21 protein-coding genes are annotated in these 18,507 nt (G+C 61.5%); 10 read left to right on the plus strand and 11 right to left on the minus strand.

Annotated features, from left to right (window positions below):
• Positions 1-12 precede the first annotated feature (12 nt).
• Both IVA96_RS05555 and IVA96_RS05560 read right to left on the minus strand, forming a co-directional pair.
• Positions 13-681: a hypothetical protein gene (locus IVA96_RS05555; RefSeq protein WP_247415921.1), complete on the minus strand. Its 669-nt coding sequence runs from the start codon at positions 679-681 to the stop codon at positions 13-15.
• Between the two features lie 59 nt (positions 682-740).
• Positions 741-1,943 (minus strand): polysaccharide biosynthesis/export family protein, encoded by a 1,203-nt coding sequence (locus IVA96_RS05560; RefSeq protein ID WP_247415923.1) that lies wholly within the window; start codon positions 1,941-1,943, stop codon positions 741-743.
• Positions 1,944-2,560: 617 nt separating this feature from the next.
• Between IVA96_RS05560 and IVA96_RS05565 the strand changes: the two genes are divergently transcribed.
• The 3 genes from IVA96_RS05565 to IVA96_RS05575 all read left to right on the plus strand — a co-directional run bounded on the left by IVA96_RS05565 (position 2,561) and on the right by IVA96_RS05575 (position 4,562).
• A complete protein-coding gene (locus IVA96_RS05565) occupies positions 2,561-2,794 on the plus strand; it encodes a hypothetical protein (RefSeq protein WP_247415925.1) in 234 nt (77 codons plus the stop codon).
• Between the two features lie 76 nt (positions 2,795-2,870).
• Positions 2,871-3,146 carry a hypothetical protein gene (locus IVA96_RS05570; RefSeq protein WP_247415927.1) on the plus strand — a complete coding sequence of 92 codons (276 nt, stop codon included), beginning with the start codon at positions 2,871-2,873 and terminating at the stop codon, positions 3,144-3,146.
• Between the two features lie 78 nt (positions 3,147-3,224).
• Positions 3,225-4,562 (plus strand): hypothetical protein, encoded by a 1,338-nt coding sequence (locus IVA96_RS05575; RefSeq protein ID WP_247415928.1) that lies wholly within the window; start codon positions 3,225-3,227, stop codon positions 4,560-4,562.
• A gap of 11 nt (positions 4,563-4,573) precedes the next feature.
• On the opposite strand, the gene IVA96_RS05580 is transcribed toward IVA96_RS05575, so the two are convergent.
• Positions 4,574-5,200, minus strand: coding sequence for a transglutaminase-like cysteine peptidase (locus tag IVA96_RS05580; RefSeq protein ID WP_247277329.1), 627 nt, complete (start codon positions 5,198-5,200; stop codon positions 4,574-4,576).
• A 193-nt stretch (positions 5,201-5,393) separates the two neighbouring features.
• On the opposite strand from IVA96_RS05580, the gene IVA96_RS05585 reads away from it, so the two are divergent.
• On the plus strand, positions 5,394-6,131 hold the full coding sequence (locus IVA96_RS05585; RefSeq protein ID WP_247415929.1) for a metallophosphoesterase family protein: 738 nt from the start codon (positions 5,394-5,396) through the stop codon (positions 6,129-6,131).
• 59 nt (positions 6,132-6,190) lie between these two features.
• The gene (locus IVA96_RS05590; RefSeq protein ID WP_247415932.1) at positions 6,191-6,853 is read left to right on the plus strand and encodes a hypothetical protein; all 663 of its coding nucleotides are present in this window, start codon (positions 6,191-6,193) and stop codon (positions 6,851-6,853) included.
• Positions 6,854-6,900: 47 nt separating this feature from the next.
• Here the strand turns inward: IVA96_RS05590 and IVA96_RS05595 are convergent, their stop codons facing one another.
• Positions 6,901-7,236, minus strand: a complete 336-nt coding sequence (locus IVA96_RS05595) for a hypothetical protein (protein WP_247415934.1) — start codon at positions 7,234-7,236, stop codon at positions 6,901-6,903.
• Positions 7,237-9,405: 2,169 nt separating this feature from the next.
• Positions 9,406-9,579 carry a hypothetical protein gene (locus tag IVA96_RS05600; protein WP_247415935.1) on the minus strand — a complete coding sequence of 58 codons (174 nt, stop codon included), beginning with the start codon at positions 9,577-9,579 and terminating at the stop codon, positions 9,406-9,408.
• 177 nt (positions 9,580-9,756) lie between these two features.
• On the opposite strand from IVA96_RS05600, the gene IVA96_RS05605 reads away from it, so the two are divergent.
• The gene (locus IVA96_RS05605) at positions 9,757-10,500 is read left to right on the plus strand and encodes a hypothetical protein (RefSeq protein ID WP_247415937.1); all 744 of its coding nucleotides are present in this window, start codon (positions 9,757-9,759) and stop codon (positions 10,498-10,500) included.
• A gap of 11 nt (positions 10,501-10,511) precedes the next feature.
• Here the strand turns inward: IVA96_RS05605 and IVA96_RS05610 are convergent, their stop codons facing one another.
• The 3 genes from IVA96_RS05610 to IVA96_RS05620 form a co-directional block, all read right to left on the minus strand.
• Positions 10,512-10,790, minus strand: a complete 279-nt coding sequence (locus tag IVA96_RS05610) for a hypothetical protein (RefSeq protein ID WP_247415940.1) — start codon at positions 10,788-10,790, stop codon at positions 10,512-10,514.
• Positions 10,791-11,095: 305 nt separating this feature from the next.
• On the minus strand, positions 11,096-11,512 hold the full coding sequence (locus IVA96_RS05615; RefSeq protein ID WP_247415943.1) for a hypothetical protein: 417 nt from the start codon (positions 11,510-11,512) through the stop codon (positions 11,096-11,098).
• Positions 11,513-11,552: 40 nt separating this feature from the next.
• On the minus strand, positions 11,553-11,843 hold the full coding sequence (locus IVA96_RS05620; protein ID WP_247415945.1) for a hypothetical protein: 291 nt from the start codon (positions 11,841-11,843) through the stop codon (positions 11,553-11,555).
• Positions 11,844-12,869: 1,026 nt separating this feature from the next.
• Between IVA96_RS05620 and IVA96_RS05625 the strand changes: the two genes are divergently transcribed.
• From IVA96_RS05625 to IVA96_RS05635, 3 genes are all read left to right on the plus strand, one after another.
• Positions 12,870-13,043, plus strand: a complete 174-nt coding sequence (locus tag IVA96_RS05625) for a hypothetical protein (protein ID WP_247415948.1) — start codon at positions 12,870-12,872, stop codon at positions 13,041-13,043.
• 964 nt (positions 13,044-14,007) lie between these two features.
• A complete protein-coding gene (locus tag IVA96_RS05630; RefSeq protein WP_247415950.1) occupies positions 14,008-15,546 on the plus strand; it encodes an EAL domain-containing protein in 1,539 nt (512 codons plus the stop codon).
• A 72-nt stretch (positions 15,547-15,618) separates the two neighbouring features.
• On the plus strand, positions 15,619-15,984 hold the full coding sequence (locus IVA96_RS05635; RefSeq protein WP_247415953.1) for a VanZ family protein: 366 nt from the start codon (positions 15,619-15,621) through the stop codon (positions 15,982-15,984).
• Between the two features lie 48 nt (positions 15,985-16,032).
• Here the strand turns inward: IVA96_RS05635 and IVA96_RS05640 are convergent, their stop codons facing one another.
• The 3 genes from IVA96_RS05640 to IVA96_RS05650 form a co-directional block, all read right to left on the minus strand.
• On the minus strand, positions 16,033-16,479 hold the full coding sequence (locus tag IVA96_RS05640; protein WP_247415955.1) for a CHRD domain-containing protein: 447 nt from the start codon (positions 16,477-16,479) through the stop codon (positions 16,033-16,035).
• A gap of 134 nt (positions 16,480-16,613) precedes the next feature.
• Positions 16,614-16,898, minus strand: coding sequence for a hypothetical protein (locus tag IVA96_RS05645; RefSeq protein ID WP_249816471.1), 285 nt, complete (start codon positions 16,896-16,898; stop codon positions 16,614-16,616).
• Positions 16,899-17,061: 163 nt separating this feature from the next.
• On the minus strand, positions 17,062-17,505 hold the full coding sequence (locus IVA96_RS05650; RefSeq protein WP_247415959.1) for a hypothetical protein: 444 nt from the start codon (positions 17,503-17,505) through the stop codon (positions 17,062-17,064).
• A 333-nt stretch (positions 17,506-17,838) separates the two neighbouring features.
• Here IVA96_RS05650 and IVA96_RS05655 point away from each other — a divergent pair, with 333 nt between their 5' ends.
• Complete coding sequence (locus IVA96_RS05655; RefSeq protein ID WP_247305260.1) at positions 17,839-18,507, plus strand: hypothetical protein; 669 nt, start codon at positions 17,839-17,841, stop codon at positions 18,505-18,507.

Here is an 18,507-nt window from a genome sequence, read left to right on the forward strand (position 1 = left end):
TTGCTTTAGCTTCTAGAGGAAACAATCGATCGGATAGATCTTCACATCAACGTTGAGGCGGCTGTTCCGGCTCTGCGCCCGGAAGGCGTAGAATAGCCCAAGATTGTCACGCCCCGGGTCGAGTTTTATTCCAGGGGTTAATTCATCCGGCGGGACTGGGACGCCGATATGCCGGCTGACGGCGGAAATCTCGATCCGTCCCTCCCCCTCGCCAAAATGGCCGCCGAGCTGGGTCACCGTCACCTTCGGCAGCCCACGCCGCTGATGACAGACCTCCTCCTCCCACAGCTTGGTCTGCTGGGCCAACGGCTTGTTGGCAACATCGGGGACGACGATGTCCGGGAACGACGGGTGCAGCATCCCGAAGAACCGGCTCTCCTTGGAATTTGCTGACAAGCGAACCGTGAACGAGAGCTCGCCCTTGGTGCCCTTCAAGCGCCGAAAGATCGGCGCATCGGGCTCGGCGGAGACAACCACGTCGATCCGGTGGCGAACACCGAGCTCTCCAGCCGCGCCGCAAGCTTCGTCAAGCAGAGCGGGGCCGGCGATGGCCACGGTCAGAAATCCCCAGGATGCCTGCGATCTAAAGCGCATGAAGCCCTCGCAACACCGCGGAATGACCGGCCGCCTTTCGGTGGTGCCCTGATCCATAACCCGAACGATACCGATTGGATCGCTCAACGAAAATGGCACCGGGACAAGACCCCGGTGCCATCGCTTTGATCGATCAAGTCGGCGTCTTACGGCGCCAGCTTGACGTTGTTGCGGAAGATCAGCGCATTGTTCGAGAGATTCACGGCATCGTTGCCGGTCGCCATGATCACGCGCAGGTAGTTCAGGAACTTGGCAACTTCGACGTTGCGCGAGTTCGAGACGTAGAGGATGTCGCCATTCTTCATCATGACCTTGGTGGCGAGGAAGAAGCCACCGGGATCGCGGAAGTTCACGTTGAAGATGACCGGGACCGTCTCTGACGTGTACTTGCTGACGTCGATGCCGAGCTGAGCTGCAACCTCGCGCGGCTCGCGGCGATAGAGATACACGGCAGCCGGATCGGCTTGGCCATCCAAAAGACCACCGGCCTTGCCGACGGCTTCGCCGAGGTTGATGCGCCAGGCATCGAAGTTGAACTCGCCGCTCTGGCCGCTGGCACCGAACGCCAGGAACTTCTGCTGCTCACGATAGACATAGATGCTGTCGTCCGGCCGAACATAAATGTTGTTCTCGGGCGCCATCACGAGATTCTCGAACGGCACGGTTGCCCGCCGTCCGCCGCGCTCCAGCATGACCCAGGTCTCGAAGCCCTGGCCCCTGATGCCGCCGGCGCGGGTGATCGCGTCAAGCACGCGATCCTTCGCACCCGCCGCGCTCGCTGGAAAACGGACTGGCGTGTTGACTTCGCCCAGCACGCTGATGAGCTGGGTACGCTGCGACGACATCGCAACGACAACCTGCGGCTCGATCGCGCGATTGGAGATCTTCTCGACGATAGCCCGCTGGATTTGCACCGCCGTAAGGCCGGCCGCCTTGACCTGGCCGGCATAAGGCACGGTAATGAACCCGTCATTGTCGACGGATTGATCAGGAATCGTTACGAAGTTACCCGGACGGACGCCGGCTTCCGCCGGGATGAACAGACCGCCTGCGGCGGCTTCGAAGATGGTAACGCTGACGACGTCGCCGACCCCGAACACGATGCTGGCCGGCGGCCGCTTGTCCGTGAACGCACCGGCGAGTCCCTTGGGCTCGTGGGTATGCAGGATCTTTACGGTAGCCGGATTGAGCGGCACCAGTTCGTAGGCCGGCGCATTTTCAGTCTGAATCTTGTTGTTGACGTCATCCGTCAGCGGACCGGAGCCGGGATTGGTCGAACACGCCCCGAGCGCTAGAGCGGCCACCAGAAACGCCGGCTTCAATAAATAAGATTTGGCAAAGCAATACATCAATCGCGCCCCTGGAGACCCCAATGAGCTTCGATTGGTACGGCGGCGCGGGCGGTGCGACAAGGGTTCCCGCGTGGTTAACGGTGCGATCGGTCGGCTAGTGTTGCGTGGGGGACACTCTTTGGGGCTTGGTTTAACCCTTTGTGACTATTTGTTGTATTTCGTGTGCCCGGTCGGCGAGCAAACCGCCCAACTCGAGGGCCCGACGTGTCAAGCGCAAGGCTTCTTGACCTCGCGGCCGTCTGCTAAGGCTGGGCCATTAAGAGTAGGAATCCCCGTGTCTGGCCTCCTTCTGATTCCGCTGCTGGCGGGTTCCCTCCTTGGCGCCGCCGATCGCTCCTGGAACCCTGCTGCCCCATGCCCTGGCAGCCCGGGGCTCTCCTGCCACGGCGCACCGGTTGTTGCGGTGGCCGCCCCTGCCCCTTCTTCCGTCTGGAAATTCACCCGGACATAAGGAGCGAAGGACGGCGAGAGCTTCGCCGCGATCATGAAGACCGCGGACACGATCCAGTCCGGATCCGGACTTCGCCGGCTTGATCGTCCGGTGTGCGCCGAAGGGCAAGATCGACGTGCTGGTGGCCTAGATCCGGCCCTTCCCGCCCCGGAGCCACCCCAAGGTGACCATTGCCGCGAGCGGCGGTGGCACCCTGACGTTTGACGCCAGCATGGCCGCCGCGGGGGCCGCCGTGCTGTTGCCTGACGAGGTCTCCGCCTTTGCCGCCGGGAAATGGCAGACCAAGCCCTCGCTGTCCGTGGTGGTGCGGGAAGGCGACAGCGAGATCAAAGGTACGGTGGCTCTCAATGGGCTGCGGGAGGCGTGTCATTCGCTGCTGGCAAATTGCAGCCAATAGGCCAAATTTAGCCATACAACTTAAGGGTCTTTTTAGGTTGGGGAACCTAGGGTCCGGAGCACGGAGAGTGTTTCGGATGACCGCGTTTTTGATTTTCAGCTTTCTCGTAGGTGCCGTGCTAGGCCAGCGCTTTCGCGTCCTGGTGCTGCTGCCGTTGAGCTTCGTCCTGATGCTCGCCGCCGTCCCAGTCGGCTTGATGTTCGATCTCAGCGTGATCGAGAGCCTGAAAGGCGCGGTGATCGCAGCGATCGCCCTGCAGGGCGGCTATCTCTTTGGTTCGGGGGCTCGCTTTGGCCTTGCTGCCGCTCGCGCCGGCCGCGTCTTCGCTCGCCCGGTCAAGGCCACCCGCTGATCGCGCCGATCATCGCTGAGACGAAGCCGCGCGCGCGATCGGTCATGTCTTAGGTGTTGGTCCGAAGCAGGCCTCTGTTTGAAAACCCACCGCCCGCTAGTATGGTGGCCTGACCGTTTCAGGATTCCCTTCGAGCGCGCCGTTTTGTCCCTCGCTTATTTTGCCCTCATCGTTTCCATCGTTTCCGCTTCCGCTCTCGAAATCGCCGGCGCCAAGTTCGGTGCGCAGCTCGGGACGATGGCCGCAGCGCTAAGCTTGCTGGCAGCTGCCTCGAGTACGCGAAAGGCCGACTATGAGCACTATGTTCGCGCGACCTCCTGGGGCCGCTGGATCCTGATCGCCATTCCGCTGTGCATCGCGGCTCAACTCGCCCCGCTTCCGCTGGGCTGGGCGCACCCGATCTGGGCCAGCGCTCACGACGTCCTGGGTGGCCGGTCGCTCGGGCCCGTCACCGCCGATGTCGGCTTGACGGTGAATTCGCTGGTGTTGGCGGTTGCGGCGATCTCGTTGCTCGGCGTCACCATCCCGGTGGTCCGTAGCCGCAGCCGTGCCGAACTGGTTCTCTTTGTGCTAAGCGGAGTAACGGCGGTCGCCGCCTTGATTTTGGATCTGCATCGGCTCTCGCCGGCGCTTGCTGCAGCCGTGCCCCATGACCTCACGATGACCTTGGCGGGCCTCGGTCTCATGCTCAATCTGGCGGTCATGCAGCTCGCGGCTGAACGGGCCGAAACCCGTCACTCGGTCCTTCGCTCGGTCACGATCGGCCTGTGCGGCCTCGTCGGGGCCCTGGCCAGCGCAGCCGCGCTCTTTGGCTTTGCGGAAACGAACAGCGCGATCGCAGCGGCCTTTGGCGTTGTGCTGATCCTGCTGATCCTCGTTATCCGCAGACTGGACCTGTCACCATTGGCCGCGAGCGCATTATCGCTGGCAGCCCTGATCGGCGCGGCGATCGTCCTGACCTTCCTCTTCGAGAAGAGCCCCGGACCAATCCTCCTGCGGATCGTTCCGGAGATGGCGACCGAGACGAAGGCCGCGCTCGAGCGCATGTTGGCCGATACACGCTGGTTCGGCGCCGGCGCCGGGACCTTTGCGGCAGTGGGCAGGATCTATCAGAGCGACGCCGGAGCTTTTTTGGCCGCACCCTCGGCGGCCATGGCCGTCTTTGCGGGGATGGGATGGATCGGCCTGACCGCCATGATGGCGGTGAGCCTGATCGCTTTCGTCCGCCTGTTCTTCGGCGCCTTGCAGCGCGGACGCGACTCGTTCTTTCCCGCGGCGGCTGCCGCCTGTGTTCTCTTTGCGCTGGTCCAGAGCTTTGCGGGTCCCGGATTGCTGCGCCCGGCGGCAATCCTGTGTCTTTCAGTGATCGTGGGACTCGGCCTGTCGCAGAGCGTCAGCCAATCCTCATCACGATAGAACGCGGGTGGTCAGACGGCGCGATCGCCGAGAGAGGCCCAGTAGTTCGGGTTCTTGGGCGACTGAATGCGGACCCAGCGATAGGGCTTCTTTGACCAGGGCATGATGTGGCCGGAAAGATTGTCCAGCACGAGATCGCCTGAGAAGGTGCGCACCACGACCACGAGGTGATGCTCGCCCCAGGTGGTCACGACCTCGCTCAACAGCACCGCGCGCGCCGGGAAGCCCTTGGCGATCAAATCATGGCGTTTTGTCACAGCGTAGTCGTTGCAGTCGCCGCTGGTCGGATGCAATAGCCACTTCTCGCCGCGCAGCCCTTCCAGATTGGCCTCGGGACGGATCGCGCTATTGACCCGCTGGTTGACCTCTTGCATTTGCGCCATGCGCTCGGCCGTGAGCTTCAAGCGACCGCCCCTGAACACGATCTGCTGCGGCCGCGGCTTGCATTCATCCTTGTACTTCAGGCAGAACATGGTGAATGCCATCGGCGCCAGCGTGGGCTGGTCGAACTTGATGTACTGGATGGCACCGCGCAACCCCAAGGGCGCGCCGACGAAAGCCGCTTCCGCTTTCTGCTGCACCCCGGCAGCAACCACGATTGCGGCCAGAACCGCCAGGAATTTTACCACTTTGCGCATGTCGCGCTCCCCGTTCTTGTTGAGGAGACGCTACGCGAGATGTCTTGAAATACGGCTCAAAGGCCGCACGATCCTTTAATCAAAATGCGGGCCAATCGGTCGGAAACAATTAAGAATACCGATGTGTGGCTTGTTCTGCTAAGAGCGGTCACGACGTTCCGCTCGTGACGCTGGATGCGATTCGACCGACCTGATGGACCTTTCCTCACGCTTTCGAAAGAAGACCAAGCCTCGGCTTCCCGATGGCGTTCGCGTCTATGCGATCGGCGATGTGCACGGCCGCGCCGATTTGCTTCAATCGCTGTTAACTGTCATCGATGCCGACCTTGCCCGCTCGGCCCCCCAACGCGCCATTCAGGTCTTTCTCGGCGACTATGTCGACCGCGGCCCGGATTCACGCGGCGTTCTTGATCTGTTGATCGCGCGCTCGAAATCTCACGAGACGGTTTGTCTGAAGGGCAATCACGAAGTCTTCCTGCTCGAGGTGCTCAAGGATCCCGCCCGCTTGCAGGAGTGGCGCCACTATGGCGGCCTCTTGACGCTGGTTTCCTACGGCATCACGCCGACCATGAATCCGTCCGCGGAGCAGCAGGTCGAACTGATCGAGCGACTGAAACGCGCGCTCCCGCCGGAGCATTTGACCTTCCTCCAGCAATTGCGCTCGTCCTTCACCTGCGGCGACTTCTTTTTCGTCCATGCCGGCGTCAAGCCGGGCGTCGCGCTCGATCGTCAGAAGGACGAGGACCTGCTCTGGATCCGCGAGGAATTCCTGAACTGCGAAGACCGCTTCGGCAAATATATCGTCCACGGTCATACGCCGGTCGGCGCGCCCGATATCCGTCCGAACCGCATCAATATCGACACCGGCGCCTACGCGACCGGAAACTTGACGCTGCTAACGATCCAAGGCGATAGTCTGCTCGCAATTTAGGCTCTGGCTGGACCTCGGTCCTCTCGTTCGCTCGCCCTCACCGGCTCGTCAATTCCATCATGAACCGCATCATCCTGCTTCGCGTCGTCGGCATCTGCACCGCAACCGCGCTGGCGCTTCACGCCGGCACGGCGTTCTACGGCGATCTCATACGGCCGAACTTTCGCGCCAGCGATTTGTTCTCGGGCGAGATCCCGCCCGGCGAGGCCAAGCTGGCGGCCGCCGGCAGCCTGGCATCTTTTTCATGGGATGGCGACCTGCTGGCGAATTACGCGGCAGCGACGGCCGCTGACGTTCTTCACCGTCCGTCAACCGAAGCGGGCGGGCGGGCCAGCGAAAACAAGGCAGCTCAAGGCGCGGTCGTAGCCGCCTTGAAAGTCTCACCGATCAGGCCTGCGCTGTGGCTCACGCTCGGCACGCTGCAGGCACAGGCCGGCGAGGCGGTAACGCCCGCAGTGAAAATGTCCTACTTGACCGGTTCGGTGCCGATCGACGTTGCCTTCTCTCGCGTCCAGATTGTCACGTCGAGCGCGGCCGCGACCGATGAAGAGATCAAGCTGCTGGCGCAATCCGACATCCGGTCGGCTCTGGCCAATCGCTCTCGTTACGAGCCACTGCTGATCGCGGCCTATGTGCAGGCAACGCGGCAAGGCAAGTCGCTGCTGCTGGAGACCACGAAAGTGACCGATCCCAAATTCAACGAGATTATGCGGCGATACTGAACCTGTATGAGCTTCGTTGCCATCGCTCCTTGGGCTGCAGCGAATTCTCAGCGCACCGATTTCGGGTTGACCGGCACAAAATCCTGATCGCGGCGCGGTTGGTTGGATCGGCCCTGGTAGACGAACATGCCCTTCTTGGTCGCGACGATGTCGCCGCGTTGCAGGCTCTCGTCGCGGAAGAGACGTTCGGTCGCGACAAGGTCCGGATCTTCCGGAATCGGCTTGTAGAGCTCCGGATGCTCCCGCCGCTCGCGCGAGACCTCCTTGGCCCGGCGCCGTGCGTCCTCGATCCGTTGCCGCCATTCCTCGCGCGAGACTTCGGGCTCGCTTGGTGGAAGAAAATCGCTGAGCGAGGGCTCCGGTTCGGTCTGAGCAAAACACAAGGCCAGGCTGGCGAGACCCAGGCCGAGCGCACCGGCAACAATTATGACCGCGCGAGACGGCGCCCCAAACCATTTTCCCTCGTGATCACGCCGACCTGTTCGCAACTTGATGACTCCAGGCAGAACGATAAGGACGACCATTGGCCATTTCGTTATCTTCAGCTCTTCAGTCTATACCTTTGCGAGTAGCAAGAAAGCCGGTTCGCGGGCAGACTTTCCACTTTAGTCCGCAGGGATTTCAGCACGTGGTTCGGGACGCCCGGCGGCAGGCCAGATCGAATATCCGCAACTCATCGATACTAGTATGAAGCTGACCGGTCGATCAGCGCCGGAGGTCACTTCGTCCTATGGTCGGAGCGCGAGAAGATCTTCTATGGCCTCGACCAGAAGCTCTTTCCTGACGCTAGCTACATCGACATCACGCAGGTTACGCAAGCGTAGGATTGATCACGCTGACCTATGCCGAGGTGCGGACCAGTCAGCAGCACCACTTCGGACTTTGGAAATGTCCGCTTCCGGGTCAGCGGAATGACGCTTAAGTCCGGCAACTTTCCCGGCGGTGCCGAAATGACGCCCGGAAGCCAATGAGGGAAGCGCAATGGCGCCGACAAATTCACCCTGCTGATCTCGGGCAAGAACCGTCACCATGCAGGAATATCGCCACTGGAGGCGAGGTGAATCCCCGACAGCGGCTATGACGCCTTCCTTTGAGAAAGGGGATCATTCAGAGCAGCCGAGCAAATCGGTGTCACAGGCCTGGAGCGAGTGAGCCCCTTGAGATCGACGCCTCAGTAACGCTCCATTTGGATGCTCATTGACAGGCGACAGCCGAAGGCCGGCCGATGCCTGGAAGAACACTCGAAGAACAGCTTGACCGAATTTGCCGCGAAATCGACTTGTACATAGAAGCAGACAGGTCGGAGAGATATCGCTTCGAGCGAGAGTCTCTTCTGTGGACTGCCTCAGACCGCATCGAGTGGCAAGAAACTCGAACTGGCAACACTCAACGCTTGCGCGAACTGATTGAAGAGCGTGACATTCTGCTCAAACAGCTCCGCAGCCGCGTATAGATATTAATCGAAGGAACCTATCATTTGATCGGAGGGCGCTCACCGGAAGGCAAGAGCTGAGAACGAGACCGGAACTGGCCAATGCGTCGCCATGCCCTTCAATGGCACCTTTGTCTGCATTCGGCGTCTCGCTTCCCAACGGCCCCTTACTGCCGACGAGGCAACCTCTTACCCGGTCCGAGCGCCTGTGAGGCTTCCTATTGGCCTTTTGGAAAGAGCTAAGGCTCAATCTCTCCAACTGGACAACACAGGGCGAGCTTTCCGCTCCCCAGCCGAGCCGCCAACACAATTACCGCCTGCTCGACTCGCTGCCCCGAGTTCTGTTCCCGTAATAGGGCCGGGCAGAGCCGCTCGTCACGGGGGGCTCGATTCGGCTCGGAATATTTCGCGTCGCCGTGGAGGGCGACGGCTGCGGTGGGTTGACGATGATCACATTGCGATTGGGCGTCGACGGATCGTTGACGCCCTGGGCCCAGGCGGCGGCCGGCACGACAAGCGCGAATATGATCAAGACTAAGCGTTTCATGTGCGACATCTCCCGAGCAGGAACGTCAGGGAGGCGAACACCGTTCCTTCACGGTTGCTTGCGTTGCCTTTACCGAGGCACGGCAATCAGCTTGCCATCCCTCCAGACGCCTTGGGCCGCCCTTCCGGCAGGAAGGCTCCCCGTCACATTTCGGACCGCGGTGGGCCGGGACGCGGCTTGGGTAGTTTGCGCCTTTTTCGTAGGCGTTGTGATGATGCTGGAACTGGTGGTGTTGGCCTGATCTTTGATCCCTTGCGCCGAAGCGGGCTGAACCAGGAGGGCCAAGAAAGTGATTGCCGTCAAAACGCCGCGCATGGTCAAACACCGGAAAAGATGAGCTCGGCGAAATGTCACAGGTTTTTGCCCAAAAGCAAGCTCTTCGAGACGATCGCGCAGGACCTTTGCAGGCCGGATCATGAGCACGATCCACCGCCGCACAGGCATGCGAATGAAAAGGCCTAGCGAAACAGCCCTATCCGGGTTAGTTGATCGGCCTTGATGACCGAGCCCGGCGACACTGCAGCCAACGCCCCGGGGGCGACCGAGATCAAGGCCGGATTTGTCCGCCTGCTATCAGGCCGGATCCGCGAAATCTCCGACGATCCCCGGCAGATGCGGGATGTCGTTTACGAGTTGGCCCGTATCAAGCTCCTGGAACAATTCACCCACGCCGACGCGCAGGAAGCGCGAGCGCTCCAGCAAGTCCTCGAACGCGCCATCGGGGAGGTCGAACGGTCCTTTGAGCAAAGCGCGACGTCCTCACCGGCAAAGACTGCCGCTGCGCCCGCGCCCAATTCTCCGCCAGTCAACCTCCCCGTTCCTCCGCCCATTCCGACGCCGCCGGCTTTGGCTTCACCGGCCGCCTTGAACGCTGCGGAGGCGCCAAGCCGTCCCGCGGCTCCGGCAACCAAACGGCGCGCGGCCTTGAATTCTCTCGTTCGATTGACCGCCATCCTCCTGCTCATTGCGGGCGCCGGGATCGCGGCTGCCTATTGGCCACGGCTGCTGCCTGAGCGCACCCCGAAAAGCTCGGAAACTCAGCCGACCGCCATCCCGACTCCCTCAATGGGAGATACCGGTGAACGGACGCCGGAAAGCCCAAAGGAGCCGGCGCAAGCTGCGCAACCCTCGATGCCCTTGCCGACGACCTTCGGCGTTTACGCCTTGAGCGAAGGCCAGCTGCATGAGCTCAAGCCGGTGCCTGGAAAGATTCCGGACCGTCGCGTGGCGATTTCGGCAGCCATCAACACGCCGAGCGCGACCATATTGACGGACGGCGACGTCAAATTCATCGTGTTCAGGCCCGACGGGGGTGTCGACGCAAGCGGGACCGAAGTTCGGGTGGTCGCGAAAGTCTCCCGGGCGATGGGCGTCGATGCCACGGGGAAAGCCGCCATGGTCAGCGCCGGCGATTCCTGGGTCATTCGCAGCATGTCCTACCCCTACAAGGTGGGTCCGGTCGACGACCAGCCGAGAATGCTATTGCTCCAACCGGAGCAAGACGGCTTTACGCTCGCCCCCGGCCGCTACGTCGTGGTGATCAAGGGCATGGGCTACGACTTCACGGTGGCCGGAACGGTCACTGATCCCAATCAATGCGTCGAACGCATCAATGCAACGAACGGCGCGTTCTACTCGCCCTGCCCGCCGCCCCGACGCCAGCCGTAGCCGCCTTGTTCTTATTTGGCCGGCTTGTTGTCCTTTGGCGCGTCCGCCGGCATGTCGTCGACCTTGCCGTTGTTGGCGACGCATTTTTGGAAGTATTCGCGCTTCTCCTTAGCCGTTCCCTTGGCGCTCCCCGCCGCGGGGTTGCCGATTTGTCTGGGCGGAAAGGCCTTGGCCAGCGCCGCATCGCATGCGCGCGCCACCTCGGCAGTGATGGCCGAAGCCGTCGCCGGCGCGGCCAGTGTCAAAGCACCTGCCAGTCCAATCAACGTCCGCAAATTCTTGACCGGCACCTCGTCGCTCCTTCAATTCGTGGATGCTTGCCGGGACCATAGCAAAAAGGATCGCAGCACCAAACGGCAAAGCGGTGCCGAATTGTCACGCGGCCCTACCTGCTCGGCGCAGGACTATGCATGTGAGAGTGTTTCCCCTGGGGCTATCCTTCGAGACGCCCGCTTTGGGCGGGCTCCTCAGGGTGAGGACGGAGCGCGCGCAAGCAGTTTTAAACGGGCACCGACGCCGATTATCTGGTTCACCTCTGCCTACGGGAGAGGTGCCCTCCTCGGCTCGCACCGATTCAACCAAAGCTCATCTCGCTTTAGCTGTTGAGCTGCGGCGGCTTGAAATCCGGAAAGCGCGTGAGCATTGCGGTCTTGACGAACTTCAAGTGAGCAATGCTGCTTGCCAATTCCTTGAGCCGTCGCTGGCCATTCGAGATGTCGGCCGCGAAGAGATCCTGATGATAATTGTCGAGCGGCTCTCGCTCGAGATATTCATCGGTGCCATTTCCGAAGGTGACGGACGCACGCGCGAGGGCATCATCAACACGCCGGTTGAGGCCGGCCTGCTCCCTCTCCGCCTCCTGCAATGCTGTTTCAATCGCCGCCAGGACGGCACCGATCCGCACGCGGTCGGTCTCCGCATCACGCTCGACAGAGCGCGCCTTAAAACCCTTGGTCTCGCGGCGGGAGCCGAGAAGATTGTGTGCGCGCGCTCTCAGGAACAGCTGAAACATTTGGGCCATCCCACATTCGAGATCAGGCGGCTACCATCGGTCAGACATAGTTAACAAAGCCTAAATCTTGCGCCCGCTCCGCCTGGCTTTGTTCGATCCATGCCCGCCAGGCTCGTTCGTGCCTGGAATAGAGCTCAAGCCAGCGAAATTCGGCCGCGGCGGCGGCTGCTTCGCTCACGCAAATCTCCGACGCGAATTGCACCTTATTGTTCGGTGAAAGATCCAGCGCTTCGAACTCCGCAGTTTCCTGCAGCGAAAGGCCGATCAGGACACGACGCCCTTGGGCGTCGACGAAATACCTACGGGGCGCATTGCGCCTTTGATCAATCATCTCGAATGGCCCTCATCCATGATCCAAGGCCCTGGAAGGTCTTTCAGCCGACGATCAAAGCTACGAACAAACGCGACCAAAATGAGGACGCAAGTCGCGCCCAGCAACACAATCAAATACGCCATCTACGCCTACCCTGCGAGGCGCGAAAAATCGAGATGACTAAACTCTCGCCATGAACTGATCCGTCTTAAGTTGCCTTTCCGAAGCGCTCAAGGACCGCGCCACGTTAACCTAACTGCACATGGTTATTCGACGTTGCCACAACATCAACTCCAACCGAAACGTCGCGCCCGTGGTGTTGCCATCACGATGGACGCTCGCTTTGCCTGACTCTCATCGAGGCCGGCGTGTAGGGCGCATACAGACGATATCGCGCTGATCGCTTGCGCGAGCGCCACGCCCGCACACCATAGCCGCAGCAAAAGCCAGCTGCAAAAATCGACATCAAAACCAGAATTGCAAGCATGTGGAATGTTCCCAGTTTTCGGAACGCTCCTCCCGGTCCATTTCAACGTGATGTCATGACGACTTCAAGATCATCGGCGCTGAAACTTTTGTCAGACGAACATGAAGTTTGTGCAACGTGGTGCTCGGAGTTTGGTCGTCGCGGGAAAACCTAGGCCGGGCGGATGACGAAATCTCTCATTGTTCAAGAGCGACATCCTGCTGGCGATGCTAACCCCTGTTCACCTCGGCAAGCAGCCTGAGCCACGCGCACCGGTGATCGAGCGTGCCTGTACTCTGCGTGATGACGTCGCTTCCGACACATTTTTCGCACGCCGCTGCTGGCGATTGCACACCGACGAAACATCCGTGGTTATACGGAGCGTCATGCACCAACTTCATCCCGGTAAGGTTGAGCAGTTAGCTTAATCCGCGTTGGTTGTTGCGAAGTCTCGCATTTCGCTTATCCATCTTCGCACCGGGTTCCCCCAAGCCCGGCCCCACCCAAGCAAAGCCGTCGAGCGAACATGGGTCGCTTGGCGGCTTTGTCCTTATGTCGACGAGAGGATCATTTCGGTTATGGCTCGCAAGCCCTGGTCGTTCAAGGAAGACCGCCGGCTCATGGAGCTGGCCAAGTCTTCGGCTTCGCTGGAAGAGGCCGCGAAAGTTCTCCGACGCTCGCCTGATGCGATCAAGCGCATGGCGTTGCGACTCGGTCTTTCGTTGAAGTCGAAGTCGGACAAGAAGTCCTAGCAGCGGAAGCGCGGCAGCGCTCGCCTTGCGCCTCGCAGCCGACCTCCCGCGCTGCGGTGCACGCGAACGACGTCACCGACGAGCCCAGCAGGTCATCCCATCCTCCACAGCGCCGCAACACGCCTTCGACGCAGCCACAGCTTCATCCCGGCGGGCGGAACCGAACCAACGCTCGGATGTTGATGCCAGACTTCACAGCGAGGCCTGGCAGTGCTCAACTTGGCCATTTCCGCGATGTTGATTTGGCTGGCGATCAATATCGCCTTCGTGGTGCTTCGGCTCCGGACCCCCCGCCATCCGGCCACGTCCCACACCCACAGGCCCAGCCCACCTTGTCCCGACGTGATTCCTCTGCGCCATCGCCTCAGGCGGTGAGCGGCGATAGACGCCCGAGGGTCCGTTCGGCTCGTTCATACCTAAAGCGCGATGAGATCAGGATGAATCGTCATCGCGCTGAGGTTATTGTTTGAGCATGATCTTTTCGGAAAACCGCTTCGCACTTTTCCGGATCACGCCTTAGTTGTTGGTCTTCTTCTGGGAGCCCATCCCAGGGCTGGTCCCGTAATTGGGCGTCCCCGTTCCTTTGAACGCGCCACCCATGCTGTCCGAACCGGAATTCGTCCCAGTGCCGCTGCGGGTCGCCGAAGTGGGCTGCGTGCCCGATGGCCTGTCTTTGGTTCCCTGTGCCGAGGCCGCAGAGCTCCCGGCAATTAGCGCCAGGAGAAGGATGCTTAACGTCCTGATCATACTGCTCAACTTTCCATGCTCGTTCTAATGCTTGCGCCGCGAGATCATCGGCCAGCCATCACTCCGGTCGGCCCGACCGCGCCGGTCCGCCCGTTAAACCCTATCTTAGCCCCCGCTGGCTAGGATCAATTCTCCAAGCCTTGCCTCATTTCGCCTGACCCGGATGAAACGACCACGACCGAATCTCCCGTTTGCGGCGCTCGTGCTTGCGAGCACGATGGCGTTCGCTTTGTGCGGCCATTTCGCCGTGCAGGCCGTCATTCGCCACCAGCAGGCGCATCAGCTGAACGAGTTGACCGAGGTCGTTCTGCGGCGCTCCGAATTGGCGGTCGATTTTGCCGCGGCCAGCCTGGACGAACTCCCAAAACGCAATCTCGCCAGCTGCGAGCCCGCGGCGTTGCAAGCCATCCGCCTCCACGTCTACCAGCGCTCGGCGATCAAGGACGTCCGGCTCGTCAAGCCGGATGGCTCGGTGATCTGCTCGGCCTATTCCGAGACGCTCGAGTTCGACAAGGGATGGGCGGATCGCCATGACATGCTGCCCTCGCGCGACAAGGCGCTGTCGCTGTTCCGCGTGGAGCAATTCGGCGGGGACGCCCTAGGCGTGCTCAGGGACATCAATGACAGCTCCGCCCTTATCGCCATTGTCGGCATCAATGCCAGCCTGTTCGACATCATGCCCGCCGAGCTGCGCGCGCACAGCGAGGTGATCCTCACCTTGAGCAATGGCGAGAAGCTCGGCGAATTCCTACTCGATGCCGACAGGCCCCTGGTGAGACCAATCAGCTTCGAGAGGCATTCCACGCACTTGCCGCTTCATGCCACGATCCGGCTCGAGCACGCGGTGCTCTCGAGCTGGAACAGCGAGGCTTATTGGCCGGCGCTCGCAGTCGCACTTGGCCTTGGCACACTCTTCGGCATCCTGCTGGCACGCAGCCGCCGGATGGAAGGGCCGGTCGCCGATCTCGATCGCGGACTGGCAGCTGGCGAATTCAAGCCATACTACCAACCCATTTTCGACCTCAGGGCGGGCCGGATCACAGGCTGCGAGGTTTTGGCGCGCTGGGTGCGCCGAGACGGCTCGGTCGTCCCGCCGATGAACTTCATTCCGCTCGCCGAATCCAGTGGACGCATCCAGGCGATGACCTGGCAGATCCTGAGATCGGCGCTGTCCGACCTGCAGCCAATGCTGAGGGCGGACAAAACCTTCAAGCTGTCCCTGAATGTCGTGCCCAAGCAGCTGCTGAGTGCCGGCTTCGTCGAAACGCTGCGTCGCACGGTCCTGACGGCCAGGGTCTCCGCGCGCCAAATCGTGGTCGAAGTCACCGAGCGCGACGAGCTCGACGATCTTGCGCGCGCCGCGGCGGTTGTCGCCGAGCTGCGAGACCATGGCTTCCGCGTCGCCATCGACGACGTCGGCGTCGGCCACAGCGGACTGTCCCGATTGAAAGGCCTCGGCGCCGACACGATCAAGATCGACAAGTTCTTCGTGGACACGATCACCGTGGACGCGTCGACGACGATGATCGTGGAGATGCTGGTGGCGCTCGCGAGGGACCTCCATATGAGCGTGGTCGCGGAAGGCATTGAGACGGAGGAGCAGCTCCGCGCGCTGGTCGCATCCGGCGTGGAAGAGGGCCAGGGCTATCTCGTGGCGCCTCCGCTTCCGTTCGCCAAGTTTAGTGAGCTCGTCGAGTGCCGGCGCGCGGCGCAATCAGGCGCGGCGGTGTCAGACGACACGGCTTTGGTGGCGTAACCGCGGCGCGAGCTTTTAACGATATTTTCTGCTTTCGAGGCAGACCGGCAACCGACCGGCTATGCTGGCGCCATGCGCAGAACCCATCTCATTGCAGCCGCGAGCATCTGCCTTGCCCTCATCGTCTACGCCACGCTGGCGAAGCTGGCAGGAAGACCCGCGCTCTTGGGCCATCACGAGGCGTACTGGGTCGTCGTGATCGAGCGCTTCAGTGCCTATGGGCTGCTCGGCTTCCTTCTTTCCTTCTTGCTGCCAGGACGGCTCGGTTTGGCTTGCTCGCTCGTCATCGCGGTCGCGATGGGGCTGGAGCTGATGCAAGCGTTCATACCCGATCGGGATCCGGGCTTTCTCGACGTGCTCCAGAAGGCGGCAGGAGGCACTGTCGGCGTCATGCTCGCCCAGATGATCCTGACGTTCTTGCCCAGACCGCCGTCCTGAAGCCACCGGTATCGCAGCAAGATGACCGTTCGGACGTACAACCGGTCCTTACTTCATCATCTGGCCGCGCAATTCACCGCCCGGGTTCGCGGCCGTATGGATGTTTGCGTACCATTTTCCGGCCAGTAGATCTGCCGCCTGCGCGTCGGTGAGCGTGGCACTGCCTTGGATTGGGCTTTGCACTGTCTTGAACGGCAAGACGATGCCGGCGTTCTTGCCGGCTTCGCCTGGGCCATGGAAATGCGCGCCCATTGCCGCTCCCGTAAGCCCGGCATAGGTGACGCTGTAAGTCAGAACTTTCGTTTCAGTGTCGTAGCTTGCCTCGGCCTTGCCTGACCCGGTTGAGCTGTTCGGGGGCACTTCATTGCTTCCCTTGAGCTCGGCTTGCAGCTTCACGACTTCCGCGTTTGCCGTGCCGCTCGTCGCAATGACGCTTCCAACGAGCGCGAGCATCCCCAACAGTGCCACCGACGGCCGACACCCGGCTTTGCTCATGCATCCCTCCTGCGGACTTCGCGACCCATCGGCAGTGAACACCGACGACAGCCGGAAATTCCGCCACAGAGCTTATGCTGATTCGGGACGAACGCGGGAATTAGCCTTCGGCGTGGGCCGGAACACGCGGAGGCTCAGGCCGCTCCACGCCTGTTGTGGTGCTGGGTGGGAGCCAGCAGTTCGGCCATCTGCCGATGGGTGTTGTGCAGCGCCTCAATGGCGCAATCCAGATCGAAATCCGCCTCACGAACGGCTGCAAAGAACTTGGCCGTCAGCGCCAGATCGAGTTTGACGCGCGTCGTCCCGTCGCGACTCTTGCGGCGATCGAGCGACAAATGGATGGCACGCTCCCTGGCCTCCATTGTGCCGCAGCCGCAAAGCGCACCGAGCTCGTCGTATGTCATCCAGATTTGAGGCATGTTCTTCCACCACACTTGATCGGCCGCGAGACTAGTTCTCGCGTCTAAAGGCAGGGTTGCTGCAGCGCGGCCGCGGTGTGATTTCGAAACAATAGTGTCAATGCAATGCTAATGATCGCGGCGGCCACCCGTGGAGCTGCGCGGATGATCGTCGATTTGGCTTTCACCTGGGCGGGCCCGCCGTGAACGGATGCCGCGGCCGGGAACGGCTGTCGGACCCCTTGGGCAGCTTGTCGGCATTGAGCTTCACGACCGCGCTCCTGATATCGGCAGCCGGGGCATCTTCCTGACTGTAGATCAGCGTCGCCTCGAATTTCACGTCAGGCGCTTGCTTCGCCGTTCCGGAGCAGGTCGCCATAGCGCCGCTGAAGACGCCGGAGAGATAGACTTCGACCTCGTCACGCCCGAACACGGTCGGCGGCCCGTCGGCATGCCGGCGCGTGGTCAGAACGGCCGTGAAACGCTGGTCGTCATCGAATTGATAGGAGCCGCCATAGGTGAAGAAGCTGTCACTGCCCGAAATCCGGCCCTGGGCCAGATGCACGATACCGGTGCCTTGCGCTTGTGCGGTTCTGAACCACGCCGCGTATTTGCCTTCTTTCAGCATGGGAACATCCGTCGTGATTTTCACCCGTATTTGCAACGAACTTGTGGGGCGCGACAATGGCTGGCGCGGCGAGCATTCCGCCACGGTTAACACGCTGCCAAGTCAATCGATCAAATTCCTGCGGGCCGCGAGGCGAAGCCGGCAGCGACGTCAAAACAGTTCTAAGCCATCGTGCCCATGGCTTGATACCCGGTCGCCGATTTGAACCTGTTCCCGATAAAGTGCACCAATATCAAAGAGTGATTCTGGTCACACTTGCCTGGGCGCCCCGCTGCTAAGCATCGGACCGGGACGGGGACCGGTAGAGCATCGTCGAATTGGATGAGAATTCCCATGAAAAGCCTGATCGGCGCCCTTGTCGGCGCGTTCTGTATTGCGGCCCCCGCTCTGGCGGAGACCCCGGCCGCGATTGTCGAGGATGTGCAAGGCAAGGTCGACGGCGTCGAGTTCATGGATTATGTGGCGCCGGGCAAGATCATCAAGCTCGGGCCCAAGACCAGCGTTACCCTCAGCTATCTCAAATCCTGCTTGCGCGAAACAATCAGCGAAGGCGTCGTCCTGGTCGGCACCGAGCAGAGCACCGTACAGCTTGGCGACGTTCAGCGCGCCAAGGTGCCCTGCGATACCAAGGCGGCGCAGCTCTCCGAACGCGAGGCCAACCAGAGTGCCGCGACCACGTTCCGGACCGTGCGGTCCGATGCCAAGGGGGCTCCGTCCAAGCTGCCGACGATCTATGGCGTCGCGCCGCTGGTCCAGGCCAAGAGCGGCAGCACGCTCGTGATCGAGCGCACCGACGGCAAGGAGCCCACGATCAGCGTGCCGCTCAAGAACGACGTCATGATCCGCGGCAAATTCTATGACTTTGCCAGGGCCGGAAAGTCACTGACCCCGGGCGGCAGCTATCTCGCCATTCTCGGCGCCAAGCGTTACGCCTTCCAAGTCGACGCCGGCGCCACGGCATCGCCTACCCCGGTTATCGGCCGCCTGCTGCGGCTCGAATAG

The organism is Bradyrhizobium sp. 159, assembly GCF_023073795.1.
Lineage (GTDB): Bacteria > Pseudomonadota > Alphaproteobacteria > Rhizobiales > Xanthobacteraceae > Bradyrhizobium.